Origin of the sequence: Providencia sp. PROV182 (assembly GCF_028480325.1) — a bacterium.
Classification (GTDB): domain Bacteria; phylum Pseudomonadota; class Gammaproteobacteria; order Enterobacterales; family Enterobacteriaceae; genus Providencia; species Providencia hangzhouensis.
The window spans coordinates 14,647-31,584 of record NZ_JAMPOL010000025.1; the positions used below are offsets into that span (position 1 = coordinate 14,647).

The 16,938-nt window shown below is 39.8% G+C and carries 16 protein-coding genes; 8 read left to right on the forward strand and 8 right to left on the reverse strand.

The window, feature by feature from the left end; genetic code table 11:
• Positions 1 to 26: 26 nt before the first annotated feature.
• Complete coding sequence (locus PR834_RS17435) at positions 27 to 887, reverse strand: MurR/RpiR family transcriptional regulator (protein WP_004262528.1); 861 nt, start codon at positions 885 to 887, stop codon at positions 27 to 29.
• Positions 888 to 1,142: 255 nt separating this feature from the next.
• Here PR834_RS17435 and murQ point away from each other — a divergent pair, with 255 nt between their 5' ends.
• Complete coding sequence (gene murQ / locus PR834_RS17440) at positions 1,143 to 2,054, forward strand: N-acetylmuramic acid 6-phosphate etherase (protein WP_004262531.1); 912 nt, start codon at positions 1,143 to 1,145, stop codon at positions 2,052 to 2,054.
• A 27-nt stretch (positions 2,055 to 2,081) separates the two neighbouring features.
• Positions 2,082 to 3,548, forward strand: a complete 1,467-nt coding sequence (gene murP, locus PR834_RS17445) for a PTS N-acetylmuramic acid transporter subunit IIBC (RefSeq protein ID WP_262960636.1) — start codon at positions 2,082 to 2,084, stop codon at positions 3,546 to 3,548.
• A 74-nt stretch (positions 3,549 to 3,622) separates the two neighbouring features.
• Here murP and PR834_RS17450 read toward each other — a convergent pair whose 3' ends face one another.
• Positions 3,623 to 4,228: a LysE family translocator gene (locus PR834_RS17450; protein ID WP_004262547.1), complete on the reverse strand. Its 606-nt coding sequence runs from the start codon at positions 4,226 to 4,228 to the stop codon at positions 3,623 to 3,625.
• 101 nt (positions 4,229 to 4,329) lie between these two features.
• On the opposite strand from PR834_RS17450, the gene PR834_RS17455 reads away from it, so the two are divergent.
• From PR834_RS17455 to PR834_RS17465, 3 genes are all read left to right on the forward strand, one after another.
• Positions 4,330 to 5,313, forward strand: coding sequence for a hydrolase (locus tag PR834_RS17455; RefSeq protein WP_036958590.1), 984 nt, complete (start codon positions 4,330 to 4,332; stop codon positions 5,311 to 5,313).
• Positions 5,310 to 5,528 carry a YheU family protein gene (locus tag PR834_RS17460; protein WP_004262551.1) on the forward strand — a complete coding sequence of 73 codons (219 nt, stop codon included), beginning with the start codon at positions 5,310 to 5,312 and terminating at the stop codon, positions 5,526 to 5,528. Before PR834_RS17455 ends, PR834_RS17460 begins: the two co-directional genes overlap by 4 nt.
• 177 nt (positions 5,529 to 5,705) lie before the next feature.
• Positions 5,706 to 6,575, forward strand: a complete 870-nt coding sequence (locus tag PR834_RS17465) for a phosphoribulokinase (RefSeq protein WP_272536826.1) — start codon at positions 5,706 to 5,708, stop codon at positions 6,573 to 6,575.
• 90 nt (positions 6,576 to 6,665) lie between these two features.
• Here PR834_RS17465 and PR834_RS17470 read toward each other — a convergent pair whose 3' ends face one another.
• Positions 6,666 to 7,067, reverse strand: coding sequence for an OsmC family protein (locus PR834_RS17470; protein WP_004262554.1), 402 nt, complete (start codon positions 7,065 to 7,067; stop codon positions 6,666 to 6,668).
• Positions 7,068 to 7,423: 356 nt separating this feature from the next.
• Between PR834_RS17470 and crp the strand changes: the two genes are divergently transcribed.
• On the forward strand, positions 7,424 to 8,056 hold the full coding sequence (gene crp / locus PR834_RS17475; protein WP_004262556.1) for a cAMP-activated global transcriptional regulator CRP: 633 nt from the start codon (positions 7,424 to 7,426) through the stop codon (positions 8,054 to 8,056).
• A 191-nt stretch (positions 8,057 to 8,247) separates the two neighbouring features.
• Positions 8,248 to 9,573: a hypothetical protein gene (locus tag PR834_RS17480; protein WP_164561246.1), complete on the forward strand. Its 1,326-nt coding sequence runs from the start codon at positions 8,248 to 8,250 to the stop codon at positions 9,571 to 9,573.
• Between the two features lie 151 nt (positions 9,574 to 9,724).
• On the opposite strand, the gene PR834_RS17485 is transcribed toward PR834_RS17480, so the two are convergent.
• From PR834_RS17485 to ppiA, 3 genes are all read right to left on the reverse strand, one after another.
• Positions 9,725 to 10,954, reverse strand: a complete 1,230-nt coding sequence (locus PR834_RS17485) for an aspartate aminotransferase family protein (protein ID WP_272536827.1) — start codon at positions 10,952 to 10,954, stop codon at positions 9,725 to 9,727.
• 129 nt (positions 10,955 to 11,083) lie between these two features.
• Positions 11,084 to 11,659: an aminodeoxychorismate synthase component II gene (locus PR834_RS17490; protein ID WP_004265957.1), complete on the reverse strand. Its 576-nt coding sequence runs from the start codon at positions 11,657 to 11,659 to the stop codon at positions 11,084 to 11,086.
• 449 nt (positions 11,660 to 12,108) lie between these two features.
• On the reverse strand, positions 12,109 to 12,681 hold the full coding sequence (ppiA, locus tag PR834_RS17495; protein ID WP_004262568.1) for a peptidylprolyl isomerase A: 573 nt from the start codon (positions 12,679 to 12,681) through the stop codon (positions 12,109 to 12,111).
• Positions 12,682 to 13,004: 323 nt separating this feature from the next.
• Here ppiA and yihA point away from each other — a divergent pair, with 323 nt between their 5' ends.
• Positions 13,005 to 13,616, forward strand: coding sequence for a ribosome biogenesis GTP-binding protein YihA/YsxC (gene yihA, locus PR834_RS17500; protein WP_036958591.1), 612 nt, complete (start codon positions 13,005 to 13,007; stop codon positions 13,614 to 13,616).
• A gap of 113 nt (positions 13,617 to 13,729) precedes the next feature.
• Here yihA and PR834_RS20455 read toward each other — a convergent pair whose 3' ends face one another.
• Positions 13,730 to 13,777 (reverse strand): hypothetical protein, encoded by a 48-nt coding sequence (locus tag PR834_RS20455; protein WP_438361642.1) that lies wholly within the window; start codon positions 13,775 to 13,777, stop codon positions 13,730 to 13,732.
• A gap of 366 nt (positions 13,778 to 14,143) precedes the next feature.
• Positions 14,144 to 16,936 (reverse strand): DNA polymerase I, encoded by a 2,793-nt coding sequence (gene polA / locus PR834_RS17505; RefSeq protein ID WP_272536828.1) that lies wholly within the window; start codon positions 16,934 to 16,936, stop codon positions 14,144 to 14,146.
• Positions 16,937 to 16,938: the final 2 nt, after the last annotated feature.

Here is a 16,938-nt window from a genome sequence, read left to right on the forward strand (position 1 = left end):
TTATCGATGAGAATTCAAGCCGCCAGCTATTCATCTAATTTATTAATTACTACTCTTGCATTCATAACCAACGACTTCGCTTTCGCTTCTCTTCGTTGTAATAACGCCATAAAGATCAAGTCTGTTAGCGTATTTTGTGCGGTTCTTGAAGAAATTGATGAACTACGCCATTCATCTTCCTCCGCGATACTTTCAAGAACATAATCAGCAAGTTGCCCCAAGGGGGAATCACAATCACGAGTAATCGCGATGACGCATGCCCCTTGCTTACGCGCAATATTCGCTGCTGTTAGCATGTCTTTACGTCTTCCTGTAAAAGAAATAACGATTTGTACATCATGAGTATTGAGAGTCAGCGCCGCAGCAATTTGCACATGGTGGTCTGACTCCACAAGTGTTGTGATACCAATTTTTTGTAATTTGTAACTGAGGTCTTTTGCGGTTAAACCTGACCCACCAATCCCGACAATCTGTACTCGCTGTGATTGGTCTATTCGCTCAACAATGCGTTCAAACTGCTTGAAATCAATTAATTTTGTTGTTTCTGTAATGGAGTGATTTTTTTCCATTGCGAGTTTCTGAGCAACAACCATCAAGTTATCATCAGGCGCAATACGGTTATGTAGAGCAGAATGAGGCGCTCCATCTTTGAGTTGTTGGCGCCCAATAATCTCGCTAAGTGCAAGTTTCAAGGCAGGATACCCCTTTACGCCAACTTTCTGACTAAACTTAACGATGGCTGATTGGCTAACATCTAAAATTTCCGCTAATTGCTGAGACGACAAATTTAGTACATTTTCGGGATTTTCAAGGATAAATTGGGCAATTTTGCGTTGGTTTTCCGCTAATCGCGGTAGTGAGTAGGTAATGATGTCCAATAATGTCATGGTGACCTCTAATAATAATTGTAATAGCCAGACCTATAGATAAAAAAATAATAATAAATTATTCCTCAATCAAGCCACTGATACCTGATGAATAATACTTATAATTCAAAGAGTCGTGACTTTAGCTTATAAAATTAATCACAAAATATTCTTGTATATTCACAAGTTAGAATAGATAGCACCGTGATGTTAATCACATATAAGGAATAAATAATTCCTTATATTAGCCCAATAACTGATTTAGGAGCAATTTTTATGACTATCGACTTAAGCAAAATGGTAACTGAAAGCCGCAATGCAGCCAGTACTAATATCGACCAACTATCAACGGCTGAAATGCTGAAGGTCATTAATGATGAGGATAAGCTCGTTCCGTTAGCAGTTGAAAAAGTGCTCCCTGAAATTGCTCAACTGGTTGATAAAGTCGCAGAGGCTTTCTTAAAAGGCGGTCGTCTGATTTATTCAGGTGCAGGAACCTCTGGCCGTTTAGGGATCCTTGATGCCAGTGAGTGCCCGCCAACTTATGGGACGCCACATGAACAAGTTGTGGGTTTAATCGCCGGTGGCCATCAAGCTATTTTCCGTGCCGTAGAAAATGCAGAAGATAAGCCTGAACTGGGTGAACAAGACCTCAAAGATATTCAATTTAATGATAATGATGTGTTAGTTGGTATCGCAGCCAGTGGGCGAACGCCTTATGTATTAGGCGCTTTAGCTTACGCGAAGGCTGTTGGTGCAACAACAGCGGCCATTAGCTGTAACCCAAATAGCCCAATTGCCAATGCCGCAGATATTGCTATTACTCCCATTGTAGGTGCAGAGGTTGTCACCGGTTCTTCACGCATGAAAGCAGGAACAGCACAAAAATTAGTGCTGAATATGATCACCACTGGGGCGATGATCCGTATTGGAAAGGTGTTTGGTAATTTAATGGTCGATGTCGAAGCAACAAATGCCAAACTCATTGAAAGACAAACTAAAATTGTGATGGAAGCAACCGACTGCGACCGAACTACCGCAGAGACCGCCCTTCAACAATGTAACCGGCACTGCAAAACTGCCATTTTAATGGTGTTATCGGGTTTAAATGCCGATGACGCACGTCAACTACTCTTAGATAACAACGGTTTTATTCGTACGGCTCTCAATATGGCCTCATCCGCCTAACTTGCGGACTTCAATGGGATAAATAGTATGGCTAAAATAACAATAGAAATGATACAGCAGATCCTGCAACACGTTGGAGGACGCCGTAATATTAAATTAGCGGGCAATTGTATGACCCGTTTGCGGCTCACACTCAACAATGACCAGCTAGTCGATAAAGCTGCACTCAAACAAATTGCAGGAGTGCTTGGCGTTATTGAAAGTGATGAACAACTGCAAGTGATCCTTGGCCCAGGTAAAGCGCAAACTGCCGCGGACTTGATGAACCAACTTTTAGATAGTGATGAAGAGGATAACCACGAAGCAGCAGCCCAGCCTCAGGATCTGAACGATATTGCATCCGCAAATAAGCAGCAACTGAAAAAGAAACAAACCAGTGCCGTTCACCGATTTTTATCCAAATTTGCCACCATATTTACTCCGCTAATTCCAGGTTTTATTGCTGCGGGCTTACTATTAGGTTTTGCAACTCTGGCGAAACAAACCTATTTTCCAGCAGGGCTCCCGACAAAACCTGAAGAGCAGACCCTACTCGTACATACGATTCTGTATATGTCGGTATTTAGCAAAGGGCTGTTTAGCTTCCTAAGTATTCTTATCGGTTATAACACTCAAAAAGCCTTTGGCGGTAGCGCAGTAAATGGCGCCATCATTGCTTCACTGTTTGTTCTTGGGTACAACCCTGAAATAGCTAAGGGGTTCTATTCTGATATGAATAGCTTCTTCGGGTTGGCTATCGACCCAAGAGGTAACATTATTGGGGTATTAATTGCGTGTATTTTTGGGGCATGGGTCGAAAAACAAGTACGTAAAATTATTCCAGCCAACCTTGATATGATTTTAACTTCAACAATTACCTTGTTAATTGTTGGTGCTGCAGTGTTTATCTTCATCATGCCAATTGGCAGTTGGTTATTCTCTGGTATGTCGTGGCTTTTTGTTCATTTAAGCAGCAACCCATTCGGAACCGCTATACTTGCTGGGCTATTCTTAATTGCAGTAATGTTTGGCGTGCACCAAGGTTTTGTTCCGGTATATATGGCACTCGTTGAAACCCAAGGCTTTAACTCACTTTTCCCTATCCTAGCGATGGCAGGTGGTGGGCAAGTTGGTGCCGCAATGGCGTTGTATGTTAAAGCCGCAAAAGATTCAGTGTTACGTAATCAGATTCGCGGGGCCATCATTCCAGGTTTCTTAGGTGTCGGTGAACCACTTATCTACGGTGTAACCCTTCCTCGAATGAAGCCGTTTGTCACCGCATGTTTAGGCGGTGCTGCTGGGGGGTTCTTTGTTGGACTCGTGGCTTGGATGGGTTTACCAGTTGGTTTAAATACTGTCTTTGGCCCGTCTGGCTTAGTCGCTATCCCAATGATGACCTCTGCTGATGGCGTGTTCCCAGGGATGTTAGTTTATGTTGGCGGGTTATTTACATCCTACTTATTCGGCTTTATTTTTACTTATTTTTTCGGAACTAAAAACGTCGATTTAGACTAATAACTCGATTAAACAAAAAAGCAGCCCATGGGCTGCTTTTTGATGAGTCTATAAACTGCACTTTTATCAGAAAATCATTCCAACCAAATCAGGGGAACGCACAAAGCCGTTAAAATCCCCATTACCCAGTTAAAAATAAACCAAGCACGGCGGCTACGTAAAAATAGGCTGATTAATGAACCAAACCCCATCCAAATTAAACCCGCCACTAAGTTAACTATCACAAATGCGATACTCATCATTAAAATAGATTGGGTAAATAATTCACCGGGGAGGCTAAATCCCCCGACAGCGCCTAGCCCCATCATCCATGCTTTGGGGTTTAAAAACTGTAATAAGCCGCCTTGATACCAAGTAATGCTTTTCGCAACTTCGCTATTCGTCTTCAGTGGTGCATAATTTGCTGTCGCTGTTTTCCATGCTAGCCATAGCAAATATAGACTTCCGGCGAATTTTAAGGCGACATGAAGCGCAGGATAGAGCAATAAAAGTGCAGCAACCCCGAATGCGGAGAGATAGAGTATTGACTGCATCCCTAACATAATACCAAGGCATAATATTATCGTATGGCGAAAACCGTAGTTTGCTGCACTTGACGTTAGCAACATATTGTTAGGGCCGGGAGTGACTGCAGCAATGAATAAAAACGTAAAAAGAGAAAAAACCAGCCCCAATGTCATTTATAATTTAGCCTCAAACTCAAATTTGTTTACTTGCATCACAAAAAAATAACAGTATGTTATGTGACTCACAAGAGTCTCCATTAAATAAAAATAAGGCTATGTCAGAAAACTTTCGTCCAATAAGTTGGGCTAAAAATCCACACCTCCAAACATTACTGCCAAGGATTTTCCGTAGAACACCGAAAATCAAACCTATATGGCAGCGGCTTGAATTGCCTGATGGCGATTTTATCGATCTCGCTTGGAGTGAAAAACCTGAGCTAGCGGCACATAAGCCACGTTTAGTGATCTTCCATGGTCTCGAAGGTAATTTTAAGAGCCCTTATGCCCACGGGATGCTAGAAACGGCACAAAAGCATGGTTGGTTGGGTGTAATTATGCATTTTCGCGGTTGTAGCGGTGAACCCAATCGCCAACAGCGAATTTACCATTCAGGTGAAACCAGTGATGCTCGCTATTTTCTCCGTTGGTTAAAACAAACCTATGGTGATACGCCGACGGCCGCAGTCGGCTATTCTCTTGGTGGTAATATGTTAGCGTGCTATCTCGCAGAAAGTGGGCAAAATGCAGATTTAGATGCGGGCGTCGTGGTTTCGGCCCCATTAATGCTAGAAGCCTGTTCTTTGCGGATGGAAAAAGGAATATCTCAATTCTATCAACGCTATTTACTAAATGGCTTAAAACGTAATGCAACGCGTAAATTGGTACGCTACCCTGGCTCACTACCTTTAAACTTGCTGCAGCTTAAACAACTAAAACGCATCCGTGAATTTGATGATGTGATCACTGCTCGTATTCATGGTTTTGATGATGCGACAGATTATTATCAAAAATGCAGCGCATTACCTAAATTAGCTTACATCACGAAGCCAACATTGATTATCCACGCTAAAGATGACCCATTTATGGCGCCTGAGGTTGTTCCTGATTTATCATTTTTACCCCACAATGTGGAATACCAAATGACAGAACATGGTGGGCACGTAGGCTTTGTGAGCGGTACCTTGAGAAAACCGCAAATGTGGTTAGAAACACGCATCCCTCAATGGTTAACGCCTTATTTAGATAAGGAAATAATGTGATTATTCCTTGGCAAGAACTTGAACCTGAAACATTGGAAAACCTAATTGAAAGCTATGTCTTACGGGAAGGAACCGACTACGGCTCCCATGAAAAAAGCTTACAAGATAAGGTCAACGATGTGAAACGGCAGTTAGTTTCTGGTGAAATTGTGCTAGTCTGGTCTGAATTGCATGAATCGGTTAATTTCATGCCTAAGGGGAGTTTTTCTGTCTGATGTTTTTATTCTATGGTTCATTTTTACGTCATCATCTATCATGAATTAAGTTACAGGTTTTCCACACAATCATGTCGTAAAACCATCAAATAAAACTCAAAACCCTAACACCCGTTAATCCGCTTCATGCACTATTGATTAAAATAGTGCTTATAAGCGCAACACAGGGAGTCCACGATGTCCAAAAAGCACCCAATCATTGCTATCACTGGTTCGAGCGGAGCTGGCACAACCTCAACTAGCCAAGCATTTCGTAAAGTTTTTCACCAATTAAATATCCAACCAGCAACATTAGAAGGGGATAGCTTTCATCGCTATACACGCCCTGAAATGGATATGGCTATCCGTAAAGCCAGAGAACAAGGCCGGCACATCAGTTACTTTGGCCCCGAAGCGAATGATTTTGCGTTGCTTGAACAAACCTTAATCGACTATGAAAAAACAGGTTGTGGACAGTCCCGTAAATATCTACATACTTATGATGAAGCGGTACCGTATGGCTTGCAACCTGGGACATTTACCCCTTGGGAGCCACTACCAGACAAAACAGATATTTTATTTTATGAGGGGCTGCATGGTGGCGTTGTCACTCCAGAACATAATGTTGCACAACATGTTGATTTGCTTGTAGGTGTTGTCCCTATTGTCAACCTCGAATGGATCCAAAAATTGATCCGCGATACCACAGAGAGAGGGCACTCCCGCGAAGCGGTTATGGACTCTGTTGTACGTTCAATGGGAGACTATATTAATTACATCACGCCACAATTTTCTCGCACCCATATCAATTTTCAACGCGTTCCTACGGTAGACACCTCTAACCCCTTTTCAGCTAAAGCTATCCCATCACAAGACGAAAGCTTTATTGTGATCCGCTTTCGTGGGCTGGAGCAAATTGATTTCCCCTATTTGCTGTCAATGATATCCGGCTCTTTTATTTCAGCAATGAATACAATTGTCGTCCCAGGAGGGAAACTCGGTTTAGCAATGGAATTAATTATGGCACCAATAGTCGAAAAACTAATTAATCAAAAGAACAATAATTAAATTATTTTTTGATTAAAAAATAAGATGCTTATCATTAATTAAGGTAAGCATCTTTCAATTCAAATATACCAATAAAAATTAAATTTATTTTTAGTTTTTTATTTCAAAGCTGTGTGTGACTTCAACGGTTTTCTCTAACATCAATGCGACTGAACAATATTTTTCAGCAGAAAGTTGAACGGCTCGTTCGACCGCTTTTTCCGTTAATTCATTCCCTGTTACAATAAAATGTAAATGGATTTTCACAAAATAACGAGGGGCTTCTTCGCGACGCTGTGAGGTTAATTTCACCTCACAATCCGTAATATCATAGCGGCCCTTTTGTAGAATCGAAACGACATCAATCGCGCTACAACCACCCGCTGCCATTAACACCATTTCCATTGGGCTTGGGGCTTTATCACCCGCATTGCCATCCATCATCACCTGGTGCCCAGACGCAGACTCTCCTAAGAAAGAAAGCCCTTCAACCCACTTTACTCTTGCTTCCATTGTATTTCCCCTTGAAATGAAATCGGTTTAAAGGCTACATTGTTCCATAGATATAAGGAATGTTATATCAACTTTATTTGGCTGAAGCGATACAGGGAAGACTTTCTTTATTGAATATGCTACAAACAATACTTAGTTGATAGGATTAAGATCAAAACTCAACGGTTTAATTGATCATATTATAGTGTTGATATCAATTTGCGTTACCAAAAGCAATCAAAAGCGCTGAAGTAATCAGCCCCTTGATTATTTAAAGGTATATAAGGCAAATTAATATGCTAAGCTAGTGACTTTAAAGCCAGCCTTTCTTGTACGTTTTTCCGAATGGCTGCAATAACATACAGAGGATAACGCTAATGGTTCTCGGCAAGCCACAAACAGACCCTACTCTTGAATGGTTTTTGTCACACTGCCATATTCATAAATATCCATCCAAGAGCACTCTTATCCATCAGGGTGAGAAAGCAGAAACCCTTTACTATATCGTTAAAGGTTCGGTGGCTGTTTTAATTAAAGATGAAGAAGGCAAAGAAATGATCCTCTCTTACCTGAATCAGGGGGATTTCATTGGTGAGCTTGGGTTATTTGAAGAAGGGCAAGAACGTACTGCGTGGGTTAGAGCAAAAATAGCCTGCGAAGTTGCTGAAATTTCATATAAAAAATTCCGTCAATTGATTCAGGTTAACCCTGATATTTTAATGCGCCTTTCTGCGCAAATGGCTAGTCGCCTACAAACAACATCTGAGAAAGTCGGTAACCTCGCATTCTTAGACGTTACAGGCCGTATTGCTCAAACTCTATTGAATTTAGCCAAACAACCTGATGCGATGACACATCCAGACGGTATGCAAATCAAAATTACCCGTCAGGAAATAGGCCAAATCGTGGGTTGTTCCCGTGAAACAGTTGGCCGTATTTTGAAAATGCTTGAAGATCAAAATCTGATCTCTGCACATGGTAAAACCATCGTTGTTTACGGCACACGTTAATTAACCTTTCAGCCTCGCTCTCTTGGCGAGGCGCGCATTTCGAATAGCGTTATAACATGGGTATAACGCTATTTCTCCAAAATACGATTCTTTATATATCATTTTTTAATGAGTGTCGTTTCTTTATATTTTTCTAGCTAATGATCAAACTAAGATAATAGGAGTTAATCATTATTAGGAGATTATTAGTCGTGGAGTTAAATACTCAAGAAAATAATATAAAAAAATCACCTAGCTGTATGGATAATAAAAAAATTACATCCAAAAACCTTTCATTTATTGAAGGATTAAATGTTATTAAACCATTAAATACTGGAGGTTATAAGAAAGTAAATTTCGCTATTAAAACTTGTGAGTTTTACAAGAGAGAACAACCCGAGCTAAGCCAACTACCTTACTCACCACCTGTTGAAAAACTCTTATTGCCTTATACCTATTATCAAGATGATTTAGTTTCCCCATCAGATATCTTTGAAAATAGCATCACTATAGAACATGATTTACCAATAAAAATCAACCTGGAAAATACGCACATGAAAATCACCAGCGCTAATGCCGAGCTAATTAATACCAACAGAAAAAATCTTTTAATTAACGATTTTGGTATCAATAAAATAAAACAATTCTTTTATAATTCGATTGAAAAAATACAATCAACAGGCAAGATTCAAGCTTTAGTGGTTAAAAACAAACTGAATCCTAGAAAGGAAGATTTATACAGCGTTAAGTTCTATAGCAAAAATGGGGTATCTGAAATACAAAAGGCTAACAAACAAGACATAGGGGTTATAAACGAAGAAAAGAACCCTCCTATATCACTTTCAGACAAGGATAAAGAACAATTTATTCAAACTAAAAGTCTAAAAAATGAAATTCATGAACTCGAAAAAAAGATACTACATTATGAACATTTCAACAATGCAGATGATAAATTTAAATATACAAAATCCACTCAAGATTTAATTAGTGAATGTATTTCATCCCCATTTAATAAAAGAAATACTAAATTTAGTGCTACCATTGACACTATGAATGGACTCATTAATGAATTAAATGTTCGACTCAGTTCTCTTAAAAAAAATGAAGAGGAAAACATAAAACTTACATCTAAAAAAAACATATTCAATAGTAATGAGAGCCTAAGCTCAAATTCCTCAAGTTATTTTTCAGAAACAGTTGATGAATCAGGTTATAGCTCAGAAGAGGCTGAAAATAGAGATGTGATTAATAATATTATTAATCAAAAAAGTCATGAGCTAGAAAATCAAAAATTAAAAAATACAGAAACGCCTCATAAAAAAACATACATTCCCGTGAAACCAAAAAAAATAACATATAAATTTAATGGGGAAATTTATCAAACTAACACATCAATATCAAGAGCTAAACATAATAGTAAAATATATCAATTTGCACTAAATGGAAGCTCACCAAAAATAATTTCAAATAATGGAAAGCCAGATACTACAAATTTAGATACTCAATTAAAAAATCACAGGAAACAGTCAATGATTTGAGCCATCTCAAAAAAGAAATAGAAAAGGAAGAAGCCAATTCTACTGAAATAAGAATTCAATTAAATAATTTAACGCATAAGGTAGAAGCTTAATTAAAGCAAAGGTAAGGGTGAGGTGCAGAAAATTCATTTCTGCACCTTTAATACAATGGTTAACCTAGCAACTTCTCAATCGCCGTTTCTAATTTCGCCATGCCGCTATTAATTTCTTCTTCCGAAATAATCAGCGAAGGCGTAAAACGCAATACATTAGTGCCTGCATTGAGCATCATCAGCCCTTCTACTGCACTGGCTTGCAAAATATCTTTCGAACGGTTTAATAATTTGCCATCTAACTCCGCGCCGATTAATAACCCCATTCCTCTGATTTCAGAAAAAATGCCGTATTTATCGTTCAGTTTATTTAAATGAGCAATAAACAATTCACGACGCTTTTGAACGCCATTTAATACATCTTCTGTATTAATAATATCAAACGCCGCATTACCTACTGCACAAGCTAATGGATTACCGCCATAAGTGGTACCATGCGAACCCACTTCCATCGTTTTCGCAATTTCTTCAGTAGTAATCATTGCACTGATAGGGAAACCGCCACCCAATGCTTTTGCCGTGGTTAAAATATCAGGCACAACGTTGTAATGCATATAAGAAAATAATTTACCTGTACGCCCCATACCGCTTTGTACTTCATCAAAAATCAATAATGCATTATTTTCATCACACAGCTTGCGAACTCCTTGTAGAAACTCTGATGTTGCAGGCGTGACACCACCTTCCCCTTGTACGGGCTCTAACACCACAGCACAGGTATTTTCATCAATGACCGCTTTGACCGCATCCAGGTCATTAAAAGGCACATGAATAATATCCGCAGGCTTTGGCCCAAAACCATCTGCATATTTCGCTTGCCCGCCAACCGAGACGGTAAATAATGTGCGCCCATGGAAGGCTTGTTTGAAAGCAATAATCTTCGTTTTATATGGGTTATATTTAGTGATAGCGTAGCGACGCGCTAATTTAAACGCGGCTTCGTTAGCTTCTGAGCCGGAATTCACAAAAAACGCACGGTCAGCAAATGTCGCATTCGTTAATTTTTGAGCCAGTTTTAACGCCTGTTCATTGGTGAAAATATTGCTCACGTGCCATAGCTTTTCACTTTGTTCACGCACAGCAGCTACCAAACTAGGGTGACAATGCCCTAAAGCAAGAACCGCGATCCCACCAGCAAAATCAATATATTCTTTACCTTGCTGATCCCAGACTCGGCTACCTTCACCTTTAACTGGAATAAATTCCGCCGGCGAAAAAATAGGTAACATAACTTGATCGAAAGTCTGCCGATTAACTGCGTGTTGTTCTGCTGCGTATTGTTCTGACATACCCCTCACCTGCTCTTATTTAATGCGATAATGAAAATATAATCATTAAATATGAATAAAAAATCAAAAAAGAGCAATAGCAAAGGGCATAATATGCATAATTAATTTATTCTGAACCAGATTTATAAATTAATATTTTAGAAAATTATTTAGTAATTCATGGCCTTGCTCACTCAGAATGCTTTCAGGATGGAACTGAACGCCTTCTATAGGCAAGGTTTTGTGCCGTATTCCCATGATTTCATCAACATCACCATTATTCAGTGACCATGCTGATACATCAAAAGAAACAGGGAGTGTCTCTGCCGCAATTACCAGAGAGTGGTAACGTGTCACCGTCAAGGGCCGGTTCAAGCCTTTGAATACTCCTTGATGATTATGGTGAATAGCAGAGGTTTTACCGTGCATAACTTCTCGTGCTTTAACAACTGATGCACCAAAAGCTTGCCCAATGGCTTGATGCCCTAAGCAAATACCTAAAATGGGAAGCTTACCTGCAAAATATTTTATCGCCTCAAGAGAGATGCCAGCCTCATCCGGTGTACATGGCCCAGGTGAAATCACAAGATGTGTAGGCGAAAGCTGTTCAATTTCTTCGATGGTAATTTCATCATTACGTTTTACAACAACTTCAGCCCCTAACTCACAAAAGTATTGGTATAAGTTGTAAGTAAATGAATCGTAATTATCAATAAGTAGAAGCATATTAGCCTATCCGACTGATTTTTATCATTATGTATTATTTCTTATGCATATTTTTATTGTGTTGGCAATCAGAACGGTGATTAAAACACCATAAAAATAATAAGGGCGGCTATCATAGCACAGCCAAAGCAGGAAAATAGCCTATTTAAGTCAATGATTATTTTTTCTCAGAAAAAATTTCCATATAAAAATCATGGAATTATATTTACATCCCTATAACAAACTCACATTTTGATTGAGAATTACTTTAAATACAATGAAATAAAAGGCGATTAAAACATAATAAGCACTGACACATTTTAACTAACATAGTGAATAAAGAGAAACTCAAAGGGGAAGGAAAAGCGGATTTTAAAAAAAAGTGGGCACGTTAAAACAACCTACCCACTGTATTCGACACGATAGTTTTTAATTACTACTGTTTTTTAATCACTAAGGCTTTTTAATCACTAAGGCTTTTTAATCACTTCAGCAGAAATGATTGTAATTGGCTCTACAGGAACATTTTGATATGGCCCTACATTTTCCGTTTTTACTTTAGAGATTTTATCTGCAACATCCATCCCTTTCACCACTTTACCAAATACGGCGTAACCGAAGTCACGTTGTCCGTGGTCTAAGAACGCGTTATCAGCAACATTAATAAAGAATTGGCTCGTTGCGCTGTCTTTATTTGCAGTACGTGCCATAGAGATAGTACCGCGCAAATTACGTAAGCCATTATCTGCTTCATTTTTGATTGGGGCACGGGTTTGCTTTTGCTGTAAATCTTTATTAAAGCCACCGCCTTGGATCATAAAACCTGGAATAACACGGTGGAAAGTAGTTCCGTTGTAATAACCTTCATTAACATACTGAACGAAATTTTCTGTCGTAACAGGGGCTTTTTTACTATTCAGTTCTAATTCGATATCACCCGCCGACGTGACTAGCTTGACATAAGTCTCACCCGCAGATAAAGCAAGAGAAGATGCGCTCATTGCGCAGACGGCCAAAAGTGGCACAAAAATTCGTTTTAACATGTAAGGTCCCTTTCGTTATAGCTCATTACAACTGCAATCAAGCAATTCTAGAGTGAAGCTAACAAGAATGCTGAAGATTTACCTATATTTACGCCCAAAAACAAAAGTGCATCAAATGCGTTAAATTCTAGACCACTTTCAGCAAAAGGCGTCATGAATAATGGCTATTTTTCTATTATTACAATTGCGCGACTTACAACACAGGAAAAATATTACCTGATTCCAAGAGAAAAGCGGTTGAGAGGAGATTTCGAGTTGTCGGAAAGCGCTAAGCAAAGCTATAATCCCCAAGCCTTTTGAGGCTAACTCAGGGAGAACGACAAATGGCAATTAAAAATCATAACTACCAGATGGCAAAGTTTGTCATCAGTGCACCCGATATCCGTCATCTACCTAAAGATACTGGAATTGAGGTGGCTTTTGCTGGCCGCTCTAATGCGGGGAAATCCAGTGCGTTAAACGCATTAACACAGCAAAAAAGCTTAGCACGTACCAGTAAAACACCAGGAAGAACTCAGCTAATCAACCTATTTGAAGTTGAGGAAGGCGTTCGCCTTGTTGACCTTCCAGGCTATGGTTATGCCGAAGTTCCTGAAGAAATGAAACGTAAATGGCAACAAGCACTCGGGGAATATCTCCAAAAAAGAGAATGCATTAAGGGGCTGGTTGTCTTAATGGATATCCGTCATCCATTAAAAGACCTCGATATGCAAATGATTGAATGGTCTGTTGCGATGAATGTACCCGTTTTAGTTTTACTCACAAAAGCAGACAAACTGGCCTCTGGAGCAAGAAAAAAACAACTTATGGAAGTTCGCCAAGCATTGGCTCCACTTGAAGGGGATATTGAAGTCGAATACTTTTCAGCACTGAAAAAGATTGGTATCGATAAACTCCGCATTAAGCTAGATAGTTGGTATAACACACCGGCTTGATTTCTTTTGTTGTGAGTCAGAAATGGCTCATAACACCCTTACATATTCTATATCCACTGAATTTTAGATAAAAAAATGCTCCAGTCAAAAAACTTGACTGGAGCAGCTAATATTCAGCTAAATCCGATTACGTGAAGTAAAAGGTCTGAAAGATAGAACATCTTACCTCTGTACCCTACGCCTATTAATGTACTTTATTTTTCGCTCGAAAAAAAGCCTTTTTGTAATTTTTTTTCAAAGCTTTCTACGATTCAGCACAGAAATATGAATAAAATAAGCTAAAAAACGGATTTTAATTACATATTTATGAGATGTATGTCGCATAAAAATGTTAACCATTTTCTTGACTGTCATCACAAAAATAATTGATTTATTGCAGAGTTATATTGAATTTCTAGTTAATAATTTCAAATGCATAATTATCTGTTATACCTTCGCTTAAACGTAAAAAACCCCCAGTAATTGGTTATCCAACTCTTGGGGGTCTCTTCATAATGGAGGTTCTATATATTCAATATGATTAAAAATTAGTGGGCTTCATCCCAGTTGTCACCAATTCCCACATCCACTTTTAATGGCACATCCAGTTTCATGCTTTGTTCCATTAATGACTGGACCTGAGCTTGAACACGCTCTAATTCAGACTCTTTGACCTCAAAGACCAATTCATCGTGAACTTGCATTAGCATATCTGCATGCGGTTTTTCAGTTTGCAACCAATTATCAACGGCAATCATGGCTTTTTTAATGATGTCCGCTGCGGTTCCTTGCATTGGGGCGTTGATCGCTTCGCGTTCTGCCGCTTTACGGCGCATTCCATTACTCGACTTAATATCCGCTAAATATAAGCGACGGCCTTCAAGTGTTTCAACATAACCTTGTTCAGAAGCTTGTAAGCGTGTGTTTTCCATATAACGCAATACACCAGGGTAGCGTTCAAAGTAGAGATCCATATAGCGCTGAGCTTCACCACGAGGGATCCCTAATTGACGTGCTAAACCAAATGCACTCATGCCATAGATAAGCCCGAAGTTAATCGCCTTGGCACTACGGCGTTGGTCACTGGTGACTTGTTCCAGTGGTACACCAAAGACTTCAGCGGCTGTCGCTTTATGGATATCTTTCCCTTCCGCAAACGCAGTTAATAGGCCTTTATCTTGAGATAAATGCGCCATAATACGTAATTCAATTTGTGAATAGTCCGCTGCCATCACTTTGTAGCCTTCACGCGCGATAAAGGCTTGGCGGATCCGGCGACCTTCTTCAGTTCTAACTGGAATATTTTGTAGGTTAGGATCTCGAGAAGATAAACGCCCCGTTGCTGTGACTGCTTGGTGGTAAGAAGTATGAACACGCTGAGTACGCGGGTTAATCATGAGTGGCAGTTTATCCGTATACGTGGATTTTAATTTGGCTAAACTACGGTGCTCAAGCAACAATTTTGGCAATGCATGGTTTAGCGCTAATTCTTCAAGCACTTCCTCATTCGTCGATGCTGCCCCACTTGGCGTTTTCTTTATCACTGGCAACTGCAATTTTTCGAATAAAATCGTTTGTAATTGTTTTGGTGAAGCGAGGTTAAACTCCTCCCCCGCAAGCTCAAAAGCTTCCTTTTCCAGTTCAGCTAAACGAGCGGTAATCACTTTTGACTGCACAGCAAGCACGTTAGCATCAATTAGAACACCTTTACGCTCCATTCGGACTAACACAGGCACAAGTGGCATTTCAATATTCTGGAAAATGTGATTAAGCTTAGGTTCAGCCTCTAATTGTGGATATAACGCTTGATGCAGTAATAGCGTGACATCTGCATCTTCCGCCGCATAATTAGCGGCTTCTTCTAAAGCAATTTGGTTAAATGTCAGCTGCTTTTTACCTTTACCTGCGATTTCTTCAAAGCTCACGGTTTTATGGTTCAAATGGCGATCGGCCAAGCTGTCCATATCATGGCGTCCCATCCCCGCAACACTGTTTAACACATACGATTCCAGCATGGTGTCATAACCGATACCTTTTAATTCGATGTCATAATTTTCAAGAACTTCTGCATCATACTTCAAGTTTTGGCCAATTTTGAGGATGTTTTCACTCTCAAGGATAGGCTTCATAAGTTCCAAAACCTCTTCCAGAGGAAGCTGTACTGGCGCATCAAGGTAATCGTGACCTAATGGTAAATAAGCGGCATGCCCCGGCTCAATTGCAAATGACATTCCCACTAAACGAGCTTCTTGGGTATCTAAACTATCGGTTTCAGTATCAAAAGCAAATAATGATGCTTTGCTTAATTTTTCAACCCAGCGCTCTAAATCGGCTTTTTCTAGAATCGTTTGGTAATTTTCGGCACACAATGTTGGCACAGTTGGGTTTGATGGCTTCACAGGTGACGCTGCTGGTGTTGGGCTAGGTTTCGCACTTGAGCCTTTCCCCTCCATCCAAGTCCCATTTTCAACATCGGCTAACCAACGTTTAAATTCATAACGGCTGAATAATTTATGCAGTTTATCCACATCTGGCTGAGCAACTTGTAGCTCTTCACATGTTTTTTCCAGCTCAACATCCGTTTTAATCGTCGCTAATTGGTATGATAAAAAAGCAACATCACGGTTTTCCGCCATTTTAGGGGCTAACGTTTTAGAACCTCTAAAACCTAATGGAGCAATAGCCTCAAGGTCATTATAAATTGCTTCTAAGCTACCAATACCTTGCAGTAAAGCGAGTGCTGTTTTTTCACCAACGCCAGGCACCCCAGGAATATTATCTGACGAATCCCCCATTAATGCTAAAAAGTCGATGATAAGTTCAGGGGGAACACCGTATTTTTCTTTGACTTCATCAGGCCCTAGAATAGTGTTATTCATGGTATTGATGAGCGTAATGTTAGGCTCAACTAATTGCGCCATATCTTTATCGCCCGTACTAATTAGCACTGGCATACCTTTTCGGCTTGCTTCACAGGCTAATGTCCCGATGACGTCATCGGCTTCCACTCCTGAAACCACCAGTAAAGGCAAGCCCATCGCTTCCACCATTTCATGTAATGGGGCGATTTGAGCGCGTAAATCATCAGGCATAGGTGGGCGATGTGACTTATAGCTTTCAAACAATTCATCACGAAATGTTTTTCCCTTCGCATCAAAGACAACCGCTACATGGCTAGGTTTATACTGCATAATTAAACTACGTAGCATATTAAGCACGCCATACATTGCCCCTGTAGGCTCACCAGCACTATTGGTCAGTGGAGGGAATGCATGGTAAGCACGGTATAGGTAAGAGGAACCATCAACCAAAATAAGAGGGTTTTCTGCAATCTGAGCCATAA

Bases quoted from the DNA above. Each gene is read 5' to 3' on its own strand.
- PR834_RS17450 (WP_004262547.1), bottom strand. From the start codon at position 4,228: ATGACATTGGGGCTGGTTTTTTCTCTTTTTACGTTTTTATTCATTGCT.
- PR834_RS17435 (WP_004262528.1), bottom strand. From the start codon at position 887: ATGACATTATTGGACATCATTACCTACTCACTACCGCGATTAGCGGAA.
- PR834_RS17465 (WP_272536826.1), top strand. From the start codon at position 5,706: ATGTCCAAAAAGCACCCAATCATTGCTATCACTGGTTCGAGCGGAGCT.
- PR834_RS17490 (WP_004265957.1), bottom strand. From the start codon at position 11,659: ATGCTTCTACTTATTGATAATTACGATTCATTTACTTACAACTTATAC.
- ppiA (WP_004262568.1), bottom strand. From the start codon at position 12,681: ATGTTAAAACGAATTTTTGTGCCACTTTTGGCCGTCTGCGCAATGAGC.
- polA (WP_272536828.1), bottom strand. From the start codon at position 16,936: ATGGCTCAGATTGCAGAAAACCCTCTTATTTTGGTTGATGGTTCCTCT.
- PR834_RS17455 (WP_036958590.1), top strand. From the start codon at position 4,330: ATGTCAGAAAACTTTCGTCCAATAAGTTGGGCTAAAAATCCACACCTC.
- PR834_RS17470 (WP_004262554.1), bottom strand. From the start codon at position 7,067: ATGGAAGCAAGAGTAAAGTGGGTTGAAGGGCTTTCTTTCTTAGGAGAG.
- murQ (WP_004262531.1), top strand. From the start codon at position 1,143: ATGACTATCGACTTAAGCAAAATGGTAACTGAAAGCCGCAATGCAGCC.
- PR834_RS17485 (WP_272536827.1), bottom strand. From the start codon at position 10,954: ATGTCAGAACAATACGCAGCAGAACAACACGCAGTTAATCGGCAGACT.
- murP (WP_262960636.1), top strand. From the start codon at position 2,082: ATGGCTAAAATAACAATAGAAATGATACAGCAGATCCTGCAACACGTT.
- crp (WP_004262556.1), top strand. From the start codon at position 7,424: ATGGTTCTCGGCAAGCCACAAACAGACCCTACTCTTGAATGGTTTTTG.
- yihA (WP_036958591.1), top strand. From the start codon at position 13,005: ATGGCAATTAAAAATCATAACTACCAGATGGCAAAGTTTGTCATCAGT.